This is a genomic window from Lentisphaerota bacterium (assembly GCA_016873675.1).
In the GTDB taxonomy this organism is placed as follows: Bacteria; Verrucomicrobiota; Kiritimatiellia; order RFP12; family JAAYNR01; genus VGWG01.
This window is the reverse complement of record VGWG01000011.1, coordinates 1-16,166: the sequence shown is the minus strand read 5'-3', so window position 1 is coordinate 16,166 and position 16,166 is coordinate 1. Positions and strand designations below refer to the sequence as shown.

Annotated in this window: 13 protein-coding genes; 9 read left to right on the top strand and 4 right to left on the bottom strand. The window is 61.4% G+C overall.

Annotation, left to right across the window (positions count from 1 at the left end; translation table 11 throughout):
* Position 1: 1 nt before the first annotated feature.
* The 4 genes from FJ222_02855 to trmB are packed head-to-tail and all read left to right on the top strand — an operon-like array spanning position 2 to position 4,394.
* Positions 2 to 1,708, top strand: coding sequence for a pilus assembly protein PilB (locus FJ222_02855; GenBank protein ID MBM4163367.1), 1,707 nt, complete (start codon positions 2 to 4; stop codon positions 1,706 to 1,708).
* 20 nt (positions 1,709 to 1,728) lie between these two features.
* On the top strand, positions 1,729 to 2,649 hold the full coding sequence (gene trxB / locus FJ222_02850; GenBank protein MBM4163366.1) for a thioredoxin-disulfide reductase: 921 nt from the start codon (positions 1,729 to 1,731) through the stop codon (positions 2,647 to 2,649).
* 29 nt (positions 2,650 to 2,678) lie between these two features.
* Positions 2,679 to 3,734 (top strand): tRNA preQ1(34) S-adenosylmethionine ribosyltransferase-isomerase QueA, encoded by a 1,056-nt coding sequence (gene queA, locus FJ222_02845; GenBank protein MBM4163365.1) that lies wholly within the window; start codon positions 2,679 to 2,681, stop codon positions 3,732 to 3,734.
* A gap of 39 nt (positions 3,735 to 3,773) precedes the next feature.
* Positions 3,774 to 4,394 carry a tRNA (guanosine(46)-N7)-methyltransferase TrmB gene (trmB, locus tag FJ222_02840; GenBank protein MBM4163364.1) on the top strand — a complete coding sequence of 207 codons (621 nt, stop codon included), beginning with the start codon at positions 3,774 to 3,776 and terminating at the stop codon, positions 4,392 to 4,394.
* 4 nt (positions 4,395 to 4,398) lie between these two features.
* Here the strand turns inward: trmB and FJ222_02835 are convergent, their stop codons facing one another.
* Both FJ222_02835 and nadB read right to left on the bottom strand, forming a co-directional pair.
* Complete coding sequence (locus tag FJ222_02835) at positions 4,399 to 6,627, bottom strand: hypothetical protein (GenBank protein MBM4163363.1); 2,229 nt, start codon at positions 6,625 to 6,627, stop codon at positions 4,399 to 4,401.
* 14 nt (positions 6,628 to 6,641) lie between these two features.
* A complete protein-coding gene (gene nadB, locus FJ222_02830) occupies positions 6,642 to 8,279 on the bottom strand; it encodes an L-aspartate oxidase (protein ID MBM4163362.1) in 1,638 nt (545 codons plus the stop codon).
* Between the two features lie 143 nt (positions 8,280 to 8,422).
* Here nadB and FJ222_02825 point away from each other — a divergent pair, with 143 nt between their 5' ends.
* From FJ222_02825 to FJ222_02810, 4 genes are read left to right on the top strand one after another with little or no spacing between them, the layout of a single operon-like run.
* Positions 8,423 to 9,478 carry an N-acetyl-gamma-glutamyl-phosphate reductase gene (locus tag FJ222_02825; GenBank protein ID MBM4163361.1) on the top strand — a complete coding sequence of 352 codons (1,056 nt, stop codon included), beginning with the start codon at positions 8,423 to 8,425 and terminating at the stop codon, positions 9,476 to 9,478.
* Complete coding sequence (locus FJ222_02820; protein MBM4163360.1) at positions 9,475 to 10,512, top strand: ParB/RepB/Spo0J family partition protein; 1,038 nt, start codon at positions 9,475 to 9,477, stop codon at positions 10,510 to 10,512. Before FJ222_02825 ends, FJ222_02820 begins: the two co-directional genes overlap by 4 nt.
* 12 nt (positions 10,513 to 10,524) lie before the next feature.
* Positions 10,525 to 11,328, top strand: coding sequence for a DUF432 domain-containing protein (locus tag FJ222_02815; protein ID MBM4163359.1), 804 nt, complete (start codon positions 10,525 to 10,527; stop codon positions 11,326 to 11,328).
* A 10-nt stretch (positions 11,329 to 11,338) separates the two neighbouring features.
* Complete coding sequence (locus tag FJ222_02810) at positions 11,339 to 12,166, top strand: mechanosensitive ion channel family protein (GenBank protein MBM4163358.1); 828 nt, start codon at positions 11,339 to 11,341, stop codon at positions 12,164 to 12,166.
* Between the two features lie 102 nt (positions 12,167 to 12,268).
* On the opposite strand, the gene FJ222_02805 is transcribed toward FJ222_02810, so the two are convergent.
* Entirely contained in the window at positions 12,269 to 13,474 is a 1,206-nt protein-coding gene (locus tag FJ222_02805; GenBank protein ID MBM4163357.1) for a hypothetical protein, read from the bottom strand.
* Between the two features lie 124 nt (positions 13,475 to 13,598).
* Entirely contained in the window at positions 13,599 to 15,050 is a 1,452-nt protein-coding gene (locus FJ222_02800) for a S1 RNA-binding domain-containing protein (protein ID MBM4163356.1), read from the bottom strand.
* Positions 15,051 to 15,261: 211 nt separating this feature from the next.
* On the opposite strand from FJ222_02800, the gene FJ222_02795 reads away from it, so the two are divergent.
* Positions 15,262 to 15,966 carry a hypothetical protein gene (locus FJ222_02795; GenBank protein ID MBM4163355.1) on the top strand — a complete coding sequence of 235 codons (705 nt, stop codon included), beginning with the start codon at positions 15,262 to 15,264 and terminating at the stop codon, positions 15,964 to 15,966.
* The last annotated feature ends 200 nt before the right edge of the window (positions 15,967 to 16,166 follow it).

Genomic DNA, 16,166 nt, shown 5'->3' with positions numbered 1-16,166 from the left:
CATGAGCGGACATCTCGATTTTGATCCCGTTCTCGACCTGGCCATTACCAATGGCCTCGTTGATGAACAGCAGGCGCAGGAATTGCTCGACGAGAAAAAACGCTCAGGCAAACCCATGCGGCGGCTCTTGCTGGACAGCGAGTTTGTCACCGAAAACGACCTGCTGGGCATGATGGCCGCCTATCAGGGGTGCGAGGTCGTCGATCTCACGCAATTGTCCATTCCCCAGGCGGTCATCAAGTGCATTCCTGCCAGCGTGGCGCGGATGTACAACGTGATACCCATACGGACGGGAACCGGGGCCGTGACGTTGGCCACGTCCACGATCATCGATCCCCATGCGATGGATGAGATCATGTTTGTCCTGACCAAGGACGTCTCCTTCGTGATGGCCCGCGAGGGCGATATTCATGATCGCGTCACCGAGTATTACGGGGATGACAGCGCAACCGTCGCCGATCTCCTGACCAGTCTGGAGGGCGAAATCTCCAAGGATCCCGCCCTGGCTGCGAGCGAAGAGGTGGATGACAAGGGGATTGCCGAGGCCGCCGGTTCCGCGCCGATCATTCAGTTCGTTCATCTGGTCCTGTATAATGCGGTCATGGCACGGGCATCGGACATCCACTTTGAGCCTTTCGAAAAGGAGTTCCGCATCCGTTACCGCGTGGACGGCGCCCTCTATGAGATGGCGCCGCCGCCCCGGCGCCTGGCGACAGCGATCATTTCGCGCGTCAAGGTCATGTCCGGCCTGAACATCGCCGAACGCCGAATGCCGCAGGACGGACGCATCGCCATCACGGTCGCTGGTCGGCATATTGACTTGCGCGTCTCCTGCCTGCCGACCCGTTTTGGCGAAAGCGTCGTGTTGCGTGTGCTGGACCAAAGCGTGGTCTCACTCAATCTCGACACCCTGGGCATGCCGGAAGATGTCTTGAACGATATCTTCAACGACGTTGAGAAACCCAATGGAATCATCATCGTGACCGGGCCGACCGGTTGCGGAAAGACCACCACGCTGTATTCCTGTCTGAGACGGATCAACACGATTGATCTGAAGCTGCTGACCGCCGAGGAGCCCGTCGAATACGATATTGACGGCATCGTTCAGGTGCCCATCAACCCGCTGACGGGCAACACGTTTCCACTGGCTTTGCGGGCGTTTCTGCGCCAGGATCCCGATGTGATGATGATCGGTGAAATCCGTGATTTGGAGACCGCCAAGATCGCCATTGAGGCCGCGTTGACGGGGCACTTGGTCTTCAGCACGCTGCACACCAACGATGCCGCCGGTGCCATCACGCGCCTGATCGACATGGAGGTCGAGCCCTATCTCATCGCCTCGACGTTGGAGGCTGTCCTGGGCCAGCGGCTGCTTCGCACCATCTGCCTGAATTGCAAAACGGCCTATGAGCCGGACGACGACACGCTGCGCACCCTGAATTTGACGCGATCAGACATCGGATCGCGCCCGTTTTATTACGGGCGGGGCTGTCAGAAGTGCAACAGCACCGGCTACAAGGGGCGCAAGGGCATCTACGAATATCTGCGGATTTCGAACGATATCCGCGAGCTGATCAATGAGAAGAAACCCACCCTCTTCCTCCGTGAAAAGGCTCGGGCGATGGGCATGCGCACGCTGCGCGAAGATGGCATACGCAACGTGCTGGATGGCTATACGACGGTGGATGAAATTCGCCTCTACACCTAACCCGATACGGAGACGTGTGTATGGAAAATGTGGCAATTATCGGGAGCGGCCCAGCCGGTTTGACGGCGGCCATTTATTGCGCGCGCGCCAATCTGCATCCGGTCGTGATCGAGGGGCAGCAACCCGGCGGGCAACTGACGCAGACGACCGATATCGAAAACTATCCGGGATTTGAAAACGCCATCAGCGGTTTTGATCTGGTCATGGCCATGCGCAAGCAGGCCGAGCGGATGGGCGTCCGCTTGATGATGGATCAGGTGAGCGGATGTGATTTCGGCAGCGACGTAAAACGGCTTTCGCTGGAGGCGAATGGTGAGTTGCTGTCGAAGACGGTAATCATCGCCACGGGCGCCATCGCCCGCTATCTGGGCCTGCCGTCGGAGCAGGCGCTGATCGGCCGCGGCGTCTCGGGATGCGCGACGTGCGACGGCGCGTTTTACCGCAACCAGGATGTTGCGGTGGTGGGCGGAGGCGATACCGCGATGGAGGATGCGCTGTATCTGTCACGCATCACGCGAACCGTCACGCTGATTCACCGGCGCCGTGAATTCCGCGCGTCCAAGGTGATGGTGGATCGGGTGCTGGCAACGTCCAACATCCGGGTTGTCTGGGACAGCACGGTAGCGGAGGTTCTCGATCCCAAGAAAAACGAGGTGTCCGCTGTCGTAATTCAAAACGTCAACATGGGCGAACGGAGCGAAATAAAGGTCTCGGGTCTCTTCATCGCCATCGGCCACACGCCCAGCACACAGCCGTTCAGGACGGCCGTCCGGTGTGACGATGCGGGGTATATTGTGACGCAGAACACGCGGACGTCTACAGACGGCGTGTTTGCGGCTGGCGATGTCCAGGATCCTGTCTATCGGCAGGCGGTCACGGCCGCTGGAACCGGCTGCATGGCCGCCTTGGAAGTCGAGCGGTACCTGGCCGCAAAGGGTTGACCCCTGCTTTTGTTTTCCGTATTACCGCCATGCAAACGTCTGATTTCGACTATGTGTTGCCGCCGGAACTGATCGCGCAGGAGCCCCCCGCCGTCCGCGGGTCTTCGCGAATGATGATCCTGGATCGCCAGACGGGTGCGCTGGCGCATCACCGGGTTGCCGACTTGCCCCGTTTTCTTCAAGCGGGCGACCTCCTAATCTTGAACGATACTCGGGTGTTTCCCGCCCGGTTGCTGGGCCGTTGGGAAGATACCGGCGGTGCCGTGGAGTTTCTGCTGCTCGAACGGGAGGACACGTCCGACGCCCAGTGGCGTGTGCTTGTCGGGTCCGGCAGACGGGTGCGAGCGGGATTGCGCGCGAGCTTCGGTGAGGGGGCGCTGATGGCCGATATCGTGGCCCGCGGCGAGGGCGGGCAGGCGGTGATCACGTTCGATCTGAATGGTCCTCTGGAGCCGCTGCTCAACCGCTTCGGCACGACGCCACTGCCGCCCTACATACAGCGGACGGCTGTCGATAACGCCCGGCAGCACATCGACCGCGAGCGGTATCAGACGGTGTATGCGCGGAATGTCGGTGCCGTGGCCGCGCCAACAGCCGGCCTTCACCTGACCGAAGCGCTGCTCGATCAGATTCGGAGTCTGGGCATCACCTGTGCAACCGTCACGCTTCATGTCGGGATTGGGACGTTCAGACCGGTCACCTCCGAAACGGTGGAAGGTCATCACATGGACGCCGAACGCTACTGTGTGCCGATTGAAACGGCCGACGCGGTCCAGGCGTGCCGAGCCCGCGGCGGTCGGCTGGTGGCGGTCGGCTCGACCTCGGTCCGCACACTGGAGACCGTCGCTGCCGCCCACGACGGTATGATTGTGGCGTGCTCCGGACGCAGCGATCTTTTCATCCATCCCCCGTACACCTTCCGCGTCGTCAACGCTATGCTCACCAATTTTCATCTCCCCCGATCAACCTTGCTCATGATGGTTTCAGCATTCGCCGGACGGGAACGGACGCTGGACGCTTATGCCGCCGCCATCCACGCAGGCTACCGATTTTTCAGCTACGGCGACTGCATGTTGTTGCAGTGATCTGCCCGTTTTTGCACCGCTTGACTGTACGGATTCGCTATGACATCATCGCCCCCGCCTTCACCGCCCATTCGAGAACTGACGACCTTTATCCTGACGCCGGCATCGATCACCGAGCCGTTGCCCGTTGATGCGATCTTCTCGGCGGACGCGCCGCTGGAGGTCGACGTCGGCGCCGGCAAGGGACGATTCCTGCTGGCCCGCGCCTCGGCCAATCCCGACGTGTGCTACATTGCCATCGAGCGACTGCTGGGACGCGTCCGCAAGATTGACAGTAAGCTGACGCGCAACGGGCTAGCCAATGTGCGAATCATCCGCCTGGAGGCGTTCTACGCTCTGCAGTTTCTTCTGCCGCCCAAACGCATTCGGACGGTCTACATTCACTTCCCCGACCCGTGGCCCAAACGACGCCACCACAAACGACGACTTTTCTCACCGGAATTCCTCGATATGCTCCATGATCGGCTTCAACCCGGCGGCACGGTGCAGATCGCTACCGATCACCTCGATTATTTTGAGGCGATCCGCAAAGCGTTCGCCCGCGACACGCGGTACCAAGAGGCACCGCCCATTCCCCGCCTGCCCGAGGAGCAAACCGATTTTGAGTTGATCTTCCGCGGCAACGGGCAAACCATCGGCGAATGCGCCTACCGCATTTGATCCATTATAACGGTTCACGCTTCGGGTCGTTCTCTGCCGTCTGACGCAACAACTGATCGAGCTCTCGAAGGCTCCGGACCGTCAGTTGATCGCGCCGCGCGTTCAGTAGCGCGAGAATCGAGAGGCTGGCTTGTGTCTCACCCCGCGCCTGCAAGGCCGTGGCCAACAGCAGAAGCAGTTCGGGTGAACGGAACGGCTCGGGTGTATTGCTGGCCAGCTCGACCACCGCATCGGGATGTTCCTGTTTCATGAGCACCTGCGCCAACAGAAGATACGCATCACCGGAAACGTCTGACTGTCGCAGGGCCGCTTCGAGGGCCAACCGGGCCTGATCCGGCTGATCGGTACGCAGATAGGCCTCCCCCATCGCCGTCAGGATCGGTCCGTTCGTGACAAACGTCAGCGTCTCGGCTAAGTGAATGACGGCCATGCGAAAAGACGACCGTTTGAGCAGCGCCCGACCCAACACTTCATTCGCGCGCACATGATAGCGATTACACTTCAGGATCGTCTGGCAATCGCGCTCCAGTAAATTCCAATCCTGCTTGGCGAGCCCCGCATCCAACATCCAGTCCCCAATGCGATCCTGCTCCGGAAGCCCGCGCGGCAGGAGGCGCATCAACAGAATGCGCGCCGAATCGAGTGATCGTCCGCCACGGGCGACCAAGATGCGCGCGCGAAGCAGATCCATTCGGTCACGATGCAACGCCGGACGCATTCTGGCCAGATGGGGCAAGATGACCCGTTCAACCTCCCGTGCACGACCCTGATCCAGCAGAACCATCGCCGACTCCGCAACCGCTGCCGCATCCGCTGCTGGATCGATGACGTAGGCCTCAGGCCGGACTGCATTCGTTGTCGCAGATTCCGCCACGCTTCCGGCCTTCACCCAATTTTCATTCAGAAGAACGGGATTCACCACGGACCAATTCAGTCCGGGCTGAATCACGGCCAATCCGAATGCCAGAATAAATCCGCCTGCGCCGAAGACACGCAGCAGCACCCACCCCAACATCCCTTCCCGATCCGAAACGTCCACAAAGGAATCGTCGCCCGTGTCTTCGCCGCTACCAGAACGATAAACCGTCGCCACGAGAAACCAGCGGCTGATGAAATAACCTGCCGCAAACACAATCGCCAAGGCCGCGATGAGCGACACATCCCCCCGGCCCCGCCAATCGGCACCCGGCGTGTATGGAAAATTCAGAAGCACGACCCCCAAGGCGCCCGTCCCCAAAGTCAACAGGGCGGTCGTCCCTAATCGGTGCTCGCGCTGCTGACTCAACGAGAGACCCAGAGCCAGCACGAAGGGGATTCCGGCCCACAGCATGGTCCACATCCAATGCGGCGACAAGCCGACGTCCTGCACTGCGGCCAAATGACCGGCCGTCATGGCGCGCACCACCTGCGGCACCGAAATGGCCGTGTCAACCGATTCGCTCAGCAACAGCGAGGCGAGGCCAAGCTGCACCGCGAACCCGATACCGGAACAGACAATCGCAGCGACGAAATAACGTTGGAAGGGCAACTCGAAATGAATAATGGCCCGCACATAAAAAAAGATCAGCACACCCGCCACCACCACAAAGACTGGGCTTTCTGCGATTCCGATCCCCGCCACCGCGCTGACCAGACACGCCGCACTCAGCGATGGCCGCAGACAAAACGACGAGGTCAACCAGCCCGCGACCAGCAGCAACAGCGCGTCAAACGAGCCCGGACCCGCACGCGTTGCCGTAATCCAGAACGGCGCGCTGAAGGCGTACACCAGGCCCGCGCCCAGCGTCCCCAGCGCGAGTGCCAGTCGCTCCCGCCGCGTGAACTCCCCACAGATCAGCGCCATTGCCTCATGCGCGCTCTGAACCGGAGGAAGCGGCTTGTCGGAGTCATCGTCCCCCTGAAGGAAAAAAAGCGTCGAGACGTCAACCCGGCTCATTCCGCACGCCAACAGCCGCCGGAACACAACGAGAAACCCGCACAGGCCCACGCCCGCAAACACCCCGCTCAGCGCGTTGATCGTGACCTCGGGCTCCGCCAACTTGAGCGCGACGGCCCAGCGCGCGCTCAGCAACCAGACCTGATGAAGCGCGACGGTCTGTGGATCAAGACTCAGAACGAGTCCGCCCATTTCCGTGGGCAGCCCCGGATGGAAGGCATCGGACACGCAGAACAGCAATAGAAAAGCGGCATAGGCCAAGCCCGCGGTGACGGCCACAAGCTGAAACAGTTTCATCGCGTACCCCCTTCTCAATCCGCATGCAGCGGCGCATAATGTGACCCCGCCGACGGCGTATGGATGCGGCGACCAGCGATCACCGTCGGCTTCACCGTCTCACTCCGTTCCGGATAGTCCAGCGTGTAATGCAGGCCCCGGCTTTCCTTACGATGGGCCGCGCTGCGGATGATCAGCGCCGCAACATCGGCGATATTGCGCAACTCGAGTGTGTCAGGCGTGACCCAATAATCAAAATAATACTGGCGGATCTCCCGGCGCAGGTTGGCGATGCGCCGCAAGGCCCGTTCGAGCCGCTTTCCGGAACGGACGATCCCGACATAGTCCCACATGCACGTCCGGACTTCGTTCCAGTTGTGAGACACCACCACCTGCTCGTCGCTGACCACAGCGCGCCCATACTGCCAATCCGGAATCACCACATCGATCCGTTTCACCGGCTCCTGCCTGACCCGCTCTGCCACGGCCTGCGCGCAGACCAGCGCCTCCAGCAATGAATTGCTGGCTAGCCGGTTGGCGCCATGCAAACCGGTGCAGGCGCATTCGCCCACCGCAAGCAATCCCGGAAGCGTGGTCTCGCCAGCAACCGTTGCCTTGATGCCCCCACAGCAATAGTGAGCCGCCGGAACGACCGGCATCAGATCAGCGGCCATGTCGATGCCGAACCGCTTCGCCGTCGCATACAGCGTGGGAAACCGCTCTTCGATAAAGGAGCGCGGCTTGCTGCGCATGTCGAGACAACAGTAGGGCGCAGCGGTTCGCTTCATTTCGGCGTCAATCGCGCGGGCTACAATGTCGCGCGGTGCCAAGGCTCCTCTCGGATCATAGTTGAGCATGAACGGTCGACCGTCACGATCCACCAATTCCGCGCCTTCGCCCCGCACCGCCTCGCTGATGAGAAAGTTTTTGGCTTGGGGATGGTAGAGACAGGTTGGATGAAACTGGATAAATTCCATGTTGGCGATGTCGGCGCCCGCTCGCCAGGCGATCGCCACTCCGTCGCCCGTGGCAATGTCGGGGTTGCTCGTGTAGAGATACACCTTGCCGCACCCGCCAGTCGCCAGAATCGTCCACGGCGCCCGAACCGCGCTGATCTCGCCGGTCGCCTCGTCCAGAAGATAGGCGCCGATGCACCGATTGGGCCCGGACAGCCCGAGCCAGCGTGTCGTGATCGCGTCGATCACCATCGTGCGCTCGCGGATCACGATGTTGGGATGCTCCAGCACGCGTTCCAGCAGCACACTTTCCACACGCCGCCCGGTGATATCCCCTGCGTGCAGCACGCGCCTTCGCGTATGCCCCCCCTCGCGCCCCAGATCATAGCCGCTGGCGCTCTCGGCGCTCGCGCTGAACGTCACGCCGAGCCGCTCGAGATCGGCAATCCGCGCCGGGCCGTCCGAAACGATCCGCCGCACCACCGACTCGTCACACAACCCCGCGCCCGCATCGAGCGTGTCGGCCACATGCTGTTCGAAGGTGTCACCGGGCTCCAGCACGCAGGCGATACCGCCCTGGGCGTAATTGCTGTTGCTTTCGGCCGATTCCTTCTTGGTCGCAAGGAACACGCGACCGCTGGACGCCATCCGCAAGGCGGCGGACAACCCTGCAATGCCGCTTCCAGCAATAAAATAGTCAAATGACTCGATGCGCATGGTACAGCCTTTTCCGACTCACACTTGACAAGACCGGTGTCGAGGCTTCATATTATCACGAATCAAACGGATTGGAAGAGCGGACTTGCAGCTTTTTTGCGCTCATTAGAACGAAGATGAACCCCTTTTAAGGTGATTGACGCATGATTACAGTCAAAATCATCGGCGCGACAGGCTATGGCGGAGTCGGCATCATCGAATTGCTGCTGCAACACCCGGAAGCGCGTCTCGTGACTCTGGTTGCGCGTGAGGACATCGGCCAGCCCCTGAGCGCGGTGTATCCCCACCTGACCGGCTTCTGTGAACTTCCCATCCTGGCCCCCGATGATCCCGCCGCCGCTGAGCCCGCGGATGTCGTTTTCTACTCGACGCCGGACGGTGTCGGCATGACCCGCGCCCACGCCGATCTCGCCAAAGGATCCAAGATCATCGATTACAGCGGTGACTTTCGCTTTACGACTCCTGAAGCCTACGCCGATTATGCAACCCGCATCGGCCGCAACCCCGCCCATGCCGCACCCGATCTGCTCGGCGGGAACGCCTACGGTCTGGCCGAACTTCACCGCGAGGCGATTCGGAACGCCCGGATCGTGGGCAACCCCGGCTGTTTTGCGACGAGCTGCATTCTGGGCCTCGCACCCGCCGCCCGCGCCGGCCTGATTGATCCCGCAAGCCTCATTTGCGACTGCACCACCGGGGTCTCCGGCGCCGGCAAGAAGGTCGCCCCCACGTTCCACTACCCGGCGCGCTACGAGCAGTTGAACGCCTATAAGCTCGCTGGTCACCAACACGTCTGCGAGGTCGAGCGCGAACTCTCGCTCGTCGCGGGCCGCGAGATGCGCGTCACCTTCACCGCGCATGTGGCGCCCGTCTGCCGCGGCATCATGTCCACTCTCTACGGCACCCTGACCGCACCGCTGACCGAGAATCAGGCGCTCGATTGCTACCGCGCGTTTTTCTCCGGCAGTCCCTTCGTCCGCGTCTTCCCCAGCACCGCTGCAATCGGCACGCTCCACGTGCGGGGCACGAACTTTTGCAACCTGGTCGTCAGCGTCGATTCCCGCACGAACCGGCTTCGGGTTGTCGCGTACATCGACAACCTGATAAAGGGACAGGCCGGATCCGCGCTGCAGAACATGAACCTGATGTGTCACTGTGATGAAACCCTCGGTCTCAACCGTCCAGGAAACTACCCGTGAGTAAAAAGAAATCCGCGCCGCCGCAAAAGAAACCGGCCGCACCCCCCGCTGTCAAAGGACGCCACGGCTTGGGTCGTGGTCTGGGCGCCCTCATCAGCGCCGTGCCTGCATCCGTTGACGCCGCGCACGCGCCCCATGCGACGGCCGTTCTGGCGCTCGAGCGTGGCGCGACAACATCCCCCGCCGATCCCCTCCCCTTGCCGCCGGGCCAGCAATCGGTGCTGTCCCTTCCCGTGGGAGAAATCGCGCGCTGTCCCTGGCAACCCCGCTCCGTCTTTGATCAGGAGGCGCTGCGCGAACTCGCCGAATCGATCAAGGCTCACGGCGTGATCCAGCCGCTCATCTGCCGCAAGTCGGATGGCGGAGGTTTCGAGCTGATCGCCGGCGAACGACGCCTGCGCGCGGCTGTTGAAGCCGGCCTCGGCCGTGTGCCGGTGATCGTCCTCGATGCCGCCGACCGCGATGCCGCCGAAATGGCCGTCATCGAGAACATCCAGCGCGAAGATCTCAACGTCATTGAAGAAGCCGAGGGCTACCGCACCCTCGCCGAGACCTTCAACCTGACCCAGCAGGAGGTCGCTGATCGCGTCGGCAAGTCGCGCCCCGCCGTCACCAACGCCATGCGCCTCCTCGACCTGCCGGATGAGGTCAAACAACTGCTTTCATCGAACCTGCTTTCCACCGGCCACGCCAAAGTCCTTCTCGGCGTCACCGATCCCGCCGAACAGACCCTGCTCTCGCACAAGTGCCTGACCGAGGGCATGACCGTCCGCAGCCTGGAACGCCTGGTGGCTCGGCGCAAAAGCGCCCGGGACTCTGATGTCCTCGCGCGACTCCCCAAACCCGACATGCCCGAGGCTCACCTCCGGGATCTCGCAGACCGCATGAACCGCCACTTCGGCACCCATGTGCGTCTCACTGCCAGCCAGACCTACGCCAACGGGAAACGGTCCAAGGGCTGCATCGAGATCGACTTCTACGACAACGACGATCTCGACCGTCTCCTCTCGCTCCTCGGCATCACCGTGGATTGATCCTCAATCGGTATGAACGACGCCTTGTCTGAAATGTGGGTGCCCCAAACCCTGGAACCGGGGAAGATACATGCGCCGCGTATCGGCCCGCTGCAGTTATGGCTGGCGCATCGCGGCGACGAATTGCATCTCGCTGCGGGGTTGATCGATGAAACGGACGCCCGCGCGGAAGCGGCTCCGGCTCAACCGGCGGAGGCGGATGTGGCGGCGTGGCGGCGCTGGGTATGCGGGAGCAGGCCGATACAGATTGCGCTGGAACCGCGGCTCCCCCCCCGCCCTGTCATCGTGCGTCCTGCGATGCCGGTGACGGTCCTGCCCGGCGAGGAAGTCGCTTTCTTTGTCAGCATTCCGATACGCGTGGCCGTCCTCTGTGTCCGGGACGGGGGCGAACCGCGCGAGGTGTGCGAGGAACCGTCAGTCCTGCTATCCAACTCATGGTTCGGACCACCGATCGAGGGCGAGTTGTGCTATGCGGTCAAGACCCACGCCCGTCGACATCTGGACGAGTTGCGCCACGATGCGCATCTGGCCGTGTGTCCGGTCACCATTCAAAACGCCGACAGTCACAGCCTGACGTTCGAGCGACTCTGTCTGCGGACGCAATCGCTCGGCATCTATGCGGGCACGCATCATCTCTGGACGAATCGTGGAACGCTCGTGTACCGCGGCGACGATCATCCGGCAAACATCACGTTCGAAACGACCCCGCCCCCGTATGACCGCGCGAGACGGTTGGTGGCGGAGCCGCGCAAACCCCACAAGCAGAGCCGGATGATGCGCGCTTTCGGCACCTTCAAATCCATTTCCGGTTTTTAAAGAGGACACCATGCAAGGACTTATCGATTGGTTCTACGCGCACCACATTGCGCTGGCCCGGCTGGTGGTTCTGGTGATCATCGGCGTGCCCCTGATCGGGTTGGCCGAAAAGATTGCGCGCCGAGTGGGAGCGAAGAAATTCTCGCCGCAAGGGGTGATGCTCCTGCGCAAATTGATTCGCTACGGGCTTGGGACGGTTCTGGCCGTGGTCCTGCTCGGCGAGATGGGGTTCAATTTGACCGCCATTCTCGGCGCGGCGGGCATCGCCGGCGTGGCGATCGGCTTTGCCGCTCAGACAAGCCTGTCGAATCTGATCAGCGGGCTGTTCTTGATTCTCGAAAAGCCGTTCCATGTCGATGACGTGCTCCAAGTCGGGGAGACGACGGGGCTGGTCCATGAGATTGATCTGCTGTCGGTCAAGCTGCGGACGTTTGACAACCGTTTTGTCCGTATTCCAAACGAATCCTTGATCAAAAGCACATTCATCAACATCACGCGGTTTCCGATCCGGCGGATGGATATCGATATCGGCGTTGCTTACAAGGAAGACGTGGATCACGTTGTCCGCGTGCTGACGGAGATTGCCGATCAGAACCCCTATGCGCTTGACGAGCCGGCGCCGTTGATTCTCTTCAAGGGCTTCGGAGACTCGGCGCTCGAGTTTCTGCTCGGCGTGTGGTTTGAGAAAACGGACACCATGACGCTGCGCAATTCGATCATGAAAGAAATCAAATCACGGTTTGATCGCGAGGGGATCGAGTTCCCCTTTCCGCATCGTACGCTGTACGTTGGCGCAAACTCAGCCCCCTTCCCCGTGCGCATGGTCGATGCTACCTAATAGTGATGATCGCCAGGCTGAGGTCGGCTTCCGACTCATGAAGACGGGCGGAACTCAACAATAGACCTGCAATCGCCGCGCGGATGCAGGTCGCGATGATGTTTATCCCCGGTACGCGGGCGGTTTGGGATCGAGCCAGTTGAGCAATTCCGGGCGGATGGCGTAGGCGAACCAGAAGTTTCCGGGCGGCGTGTGGTGCCCGAACACCTGGGCGCCGGCACGGGCCACGAAGAATCGGTTGAAGAATTCTTCATTGGTTCCCTTGAACACCTTCCGTTCTGCGGCAAACTTCGGCAGGGTGTCGATGTACAGGTACTTCTCCCGGTTCAGGAAGTCCACAAACTCCTGATCGAACCGCTTTCCGGTCTTAAAGTATTTCTCCAGCGTCGGCACATCATAGCTCAGCATGATCATGAACTTGCGCTTGTTGGCCTTGCACCACGTGCGGAACTTGTCCACGGTGTACATGGTGGAGCGGATGCCGTAAGCGAGGTGCAGCTTCTGGGCATCCGCCTGCCGGGTCTTCGCGTTACGCAGGTTGACCTTGACACCCAGCGCTTCGGCCAGCTTTTCCGACTGCTCGACAGGCGCTTCGCCCCCTTCGCGCAGGCAGTATAATTGCGCGCCCTGATCATCCTTGAAGGCGTTGTAAAAGTTATCCGCTCCCACGAGCTTGCGGAGATCTGCGGTCTTCTTGAACATGCCGGGACGTTCGACCCACGTGCCCGTATCGGTATCCAGGCGCAGGTGATTCCAAGGGAATCCATGAACCGGATAGCCGTCCTTCTTACCGCGCGGGAGTGCCCGGCACATCCACGCCACACGCACCCAGCGGGCGGCGTCGATGTTGCGCAGGTAGTCATCATCCCACACATTGAGAATGATATTTTCGGCGGCGACTTCCTTGATCGCCTCCATACGCATCGCCCGCTGGTAGGCCTGATAGACGCCGTAGCCGCCAACGCCGAAGTTTCGGATCGGCTCGCGGAAGTTGGCGGCGAGAAACTCCTGCCACGTTTCGCCGTTGCTCACCTGAGCCCCCTGGGTGTAGCTGTCGCCGTAGGTGTTGATCCGGCACGGCTGATCCGCGTAGTTGATCATGGTGCGGTTATAATAGCGGCGGTCGTACGTTCCCAGGGTGACGGTCCCCTCCATGCCGTCTTTCATGCAATGGTTCTGGTGGATATAACCCAATTCCGCGTCAAACTTGAGGATCGCCGGATTCTTCGGATCCATGTACCGCTCGATTTCAATCGGATGGTACGCGCATGTGTGCAGCAGATGCTTCATGTCCTTGAGTTCGCTCATGCAGATTCTCCTTGTTGGAAAAGCGTCGCCATGGATCGGTCAGTTCCGTTGCATCCGACCTGAAAACGGCGTGTGAAAGGTGTGAGAATAGTAAAAACGTATTGGACGGGTCAAGGAGAATAGGCTACAGCTTCAAAGACCCGAAGACGTCGCCGAGGTTTCCGAGGCCCTTCGCCGGCGCTTTGGACGAGGCCAGAAAGGCGGACACCTCCGCCTCCTGTCCCTCACCCGACGTCCGCGCTTGCCACTTGGCGGGCGTGGTCAGCGAGATGCGGCCTCCCTCGATCGATCTCACGATCAGCTTGATCGCCGAACCGGGAGCGAACATCCGCTCCAGCCGGGCCGCTGGCGCGCCGCCCTTGGGGATGTCGGTCTCGCTGATATGAAGCAGGCCAGCCTTCTCCTCGGAGAGGCGGACGAATACGCCGAATTCCTTGATGCCCTCCACGATGCCCTCGACCTCGCTCCCCGGCGCCAGCTCGCCCGGCTTGAGCGCCTGCACCCGCACGTCAACGGGCTTCAACGCGATCCGCCTGCGCTCAGGATCGATCGCCTCGACCTGCACCAGCAGCTCCTGTCCCTCGCTCACCGCCTCGCGGGCCGAGAGGATGCGTCGGCCGTTGCCCAGCTTGCTGATCGGCACCAGGCCATCGACGCCGGGGATGATCGCGATAAACGCGCCGAACGGCTCGATGTGCGAGACCCTGCCCGTCAGCGTGCTGCCAATCGGATACCGCTCGATGGCGTCCTGCCACGGATCGCGTTGGGTCGCGCGCAGACTGAGCGAGACGCGGTTGCGTTCCAGATCAACCTCGCGCACCTGGACCTCGACCGTGTCGCCCGCCTTGGCGACGTCTTCGGGCTTCGTATCCCGCACCCACGAGAGTTCCCGCAGCGGGATCAGCCCATCGATGCCGCCCAAGTCGACAAAAATACCGAAATCGGTCAGGCGCGAAACCACCCCTTTGCGCACATCCCCTTCGCGCAGATCAGCCAGGAGGGACTCGCGTTGCGCTTCCCGCTCCTTCTCCAGCAAGGCGCGACGGCTCAGCACCACATTGTGGCCCTCCTCGCCGTACTCGCTCACCAGAAAGCCGAATTTTTGGCCGACATACACAGCCCCTTCGGTCTTGTGCAAATCGATCTGTGAATAGGGACAAAAGGCGCGAGTCGCACCAACCGCCACTTCGTAACCGCCGCTGATCTCGCTTTTAACGAGCCCCTCGATCGGCATGCCGCTTTCGAAGGCGCGGCCGACGGTCTGATCCATGAGAAGCGAACCCGAGACCCGCAGGGCAAACATGAACGCGCCGCCCTGCATCGCGGTGAAGATGACCGTCAGGCTATCGCCGGGTTTAACGGTCGGCTCGCCCGCCTCGTTCAACACCTCCGCAATCGGGAGCAGCCCCTCGTTCTTGGCCTGCACGTCCAAAATCGCGTAGACGTCGTTCAGCGCCAGAACGCGCGCGCTCACCCGCTCGCCCGGATTAAACCCCTTGCGGTAGACCACCGTCTGGGTGTCCAGCATCGCCGCAAAAGCGGCCGATGCCGCCGAATGATTCGTCTGTTGTGCCATAGATCCGATTCCTTGATGACGCGCCTCACGCGCGAACGCTTTCCGATCCGAAAAGGTGTTAGTGTAACCGAACGGGGTGTGTTCGGCAACGCCGGATCACGCGAAACCCAGCAATTCTCCACCGCATTTCTCCACGCCGAGGATTGGGCTTTACGGATTCGCCGTCATCCGGCATACTACGGGCGCCGTTGCGTTACCGCTGCGGAGAGCCATGAATAAAATCGTACGCTTCGTGATCGCCCTGCTGCTCCTGCCGCTCTGCGTGGCGGTCACTCGGGCCACGGCCGACATGGTGTTCATCTCCTCGACGGCGGTTTCCCCGTTCGCGCCCTCCGCGCTGGCTCTGGCCGGCGGCGGGGTGCTGTGGGTGGTGTTCTATCTGTTCCTGCCACATCCGATGCGCGCCTACATAGTCGCTCATGAGTTGACCCACGCCGTCTGGGGACTGATATTCGGGGCCCGTGTCAGCAGGCTGGACATCCAGCCAACGGGTGGCAGCGTTCATCTGACCAAGACCAACACGCTCATCACGCTGGCCCCCTACTTCTTCCCGTTCTACACCCTGATCCTCGTCGCCATCCGGCTGTTGCTCGGCCTGTTCATGGAGCCCGCGCCGTACCATCTGCTCTGGCTTTTTCTGATCGGCCTGTCGTGGAGTTTTCACCTCACTTTCACCCTCAACAGCCTGCTGATCCACCAGCCCGATATCGCGGCCTGCGGGCGGCTCTTCTCCTACATCTTGATCTATCTGCTCAATCTCGCCGGCGTCGGACTCTGGATCGTCTGCACGACGCCAGCCAACCCTGCGGCGTACGCCGATGCCCTGACCGCACGCACGCGCAGAGCGTACACGCTCACGGTGCGGCAGGCAAGCCGCCTCCTGCCCAACCGTCCCGCACGCACAGCCTTGCCGTAAACCTACCCCTCCAAAAAATCCTCCATGCCGGGCAAGATCGGCGTGCCGCGACCGGGGTCGGGAACCTCGGGCAGAGGCTCGCCGTCCATGACGTGCCGCCGCATCCAATCCAGCCGCCAATAGCCTTTGGCGTGGAAGTGCACGCACAAAAAGACGTCTACCCCGGCGGCGGGACGATGTGTCCAGGTTCGTAAGGCATA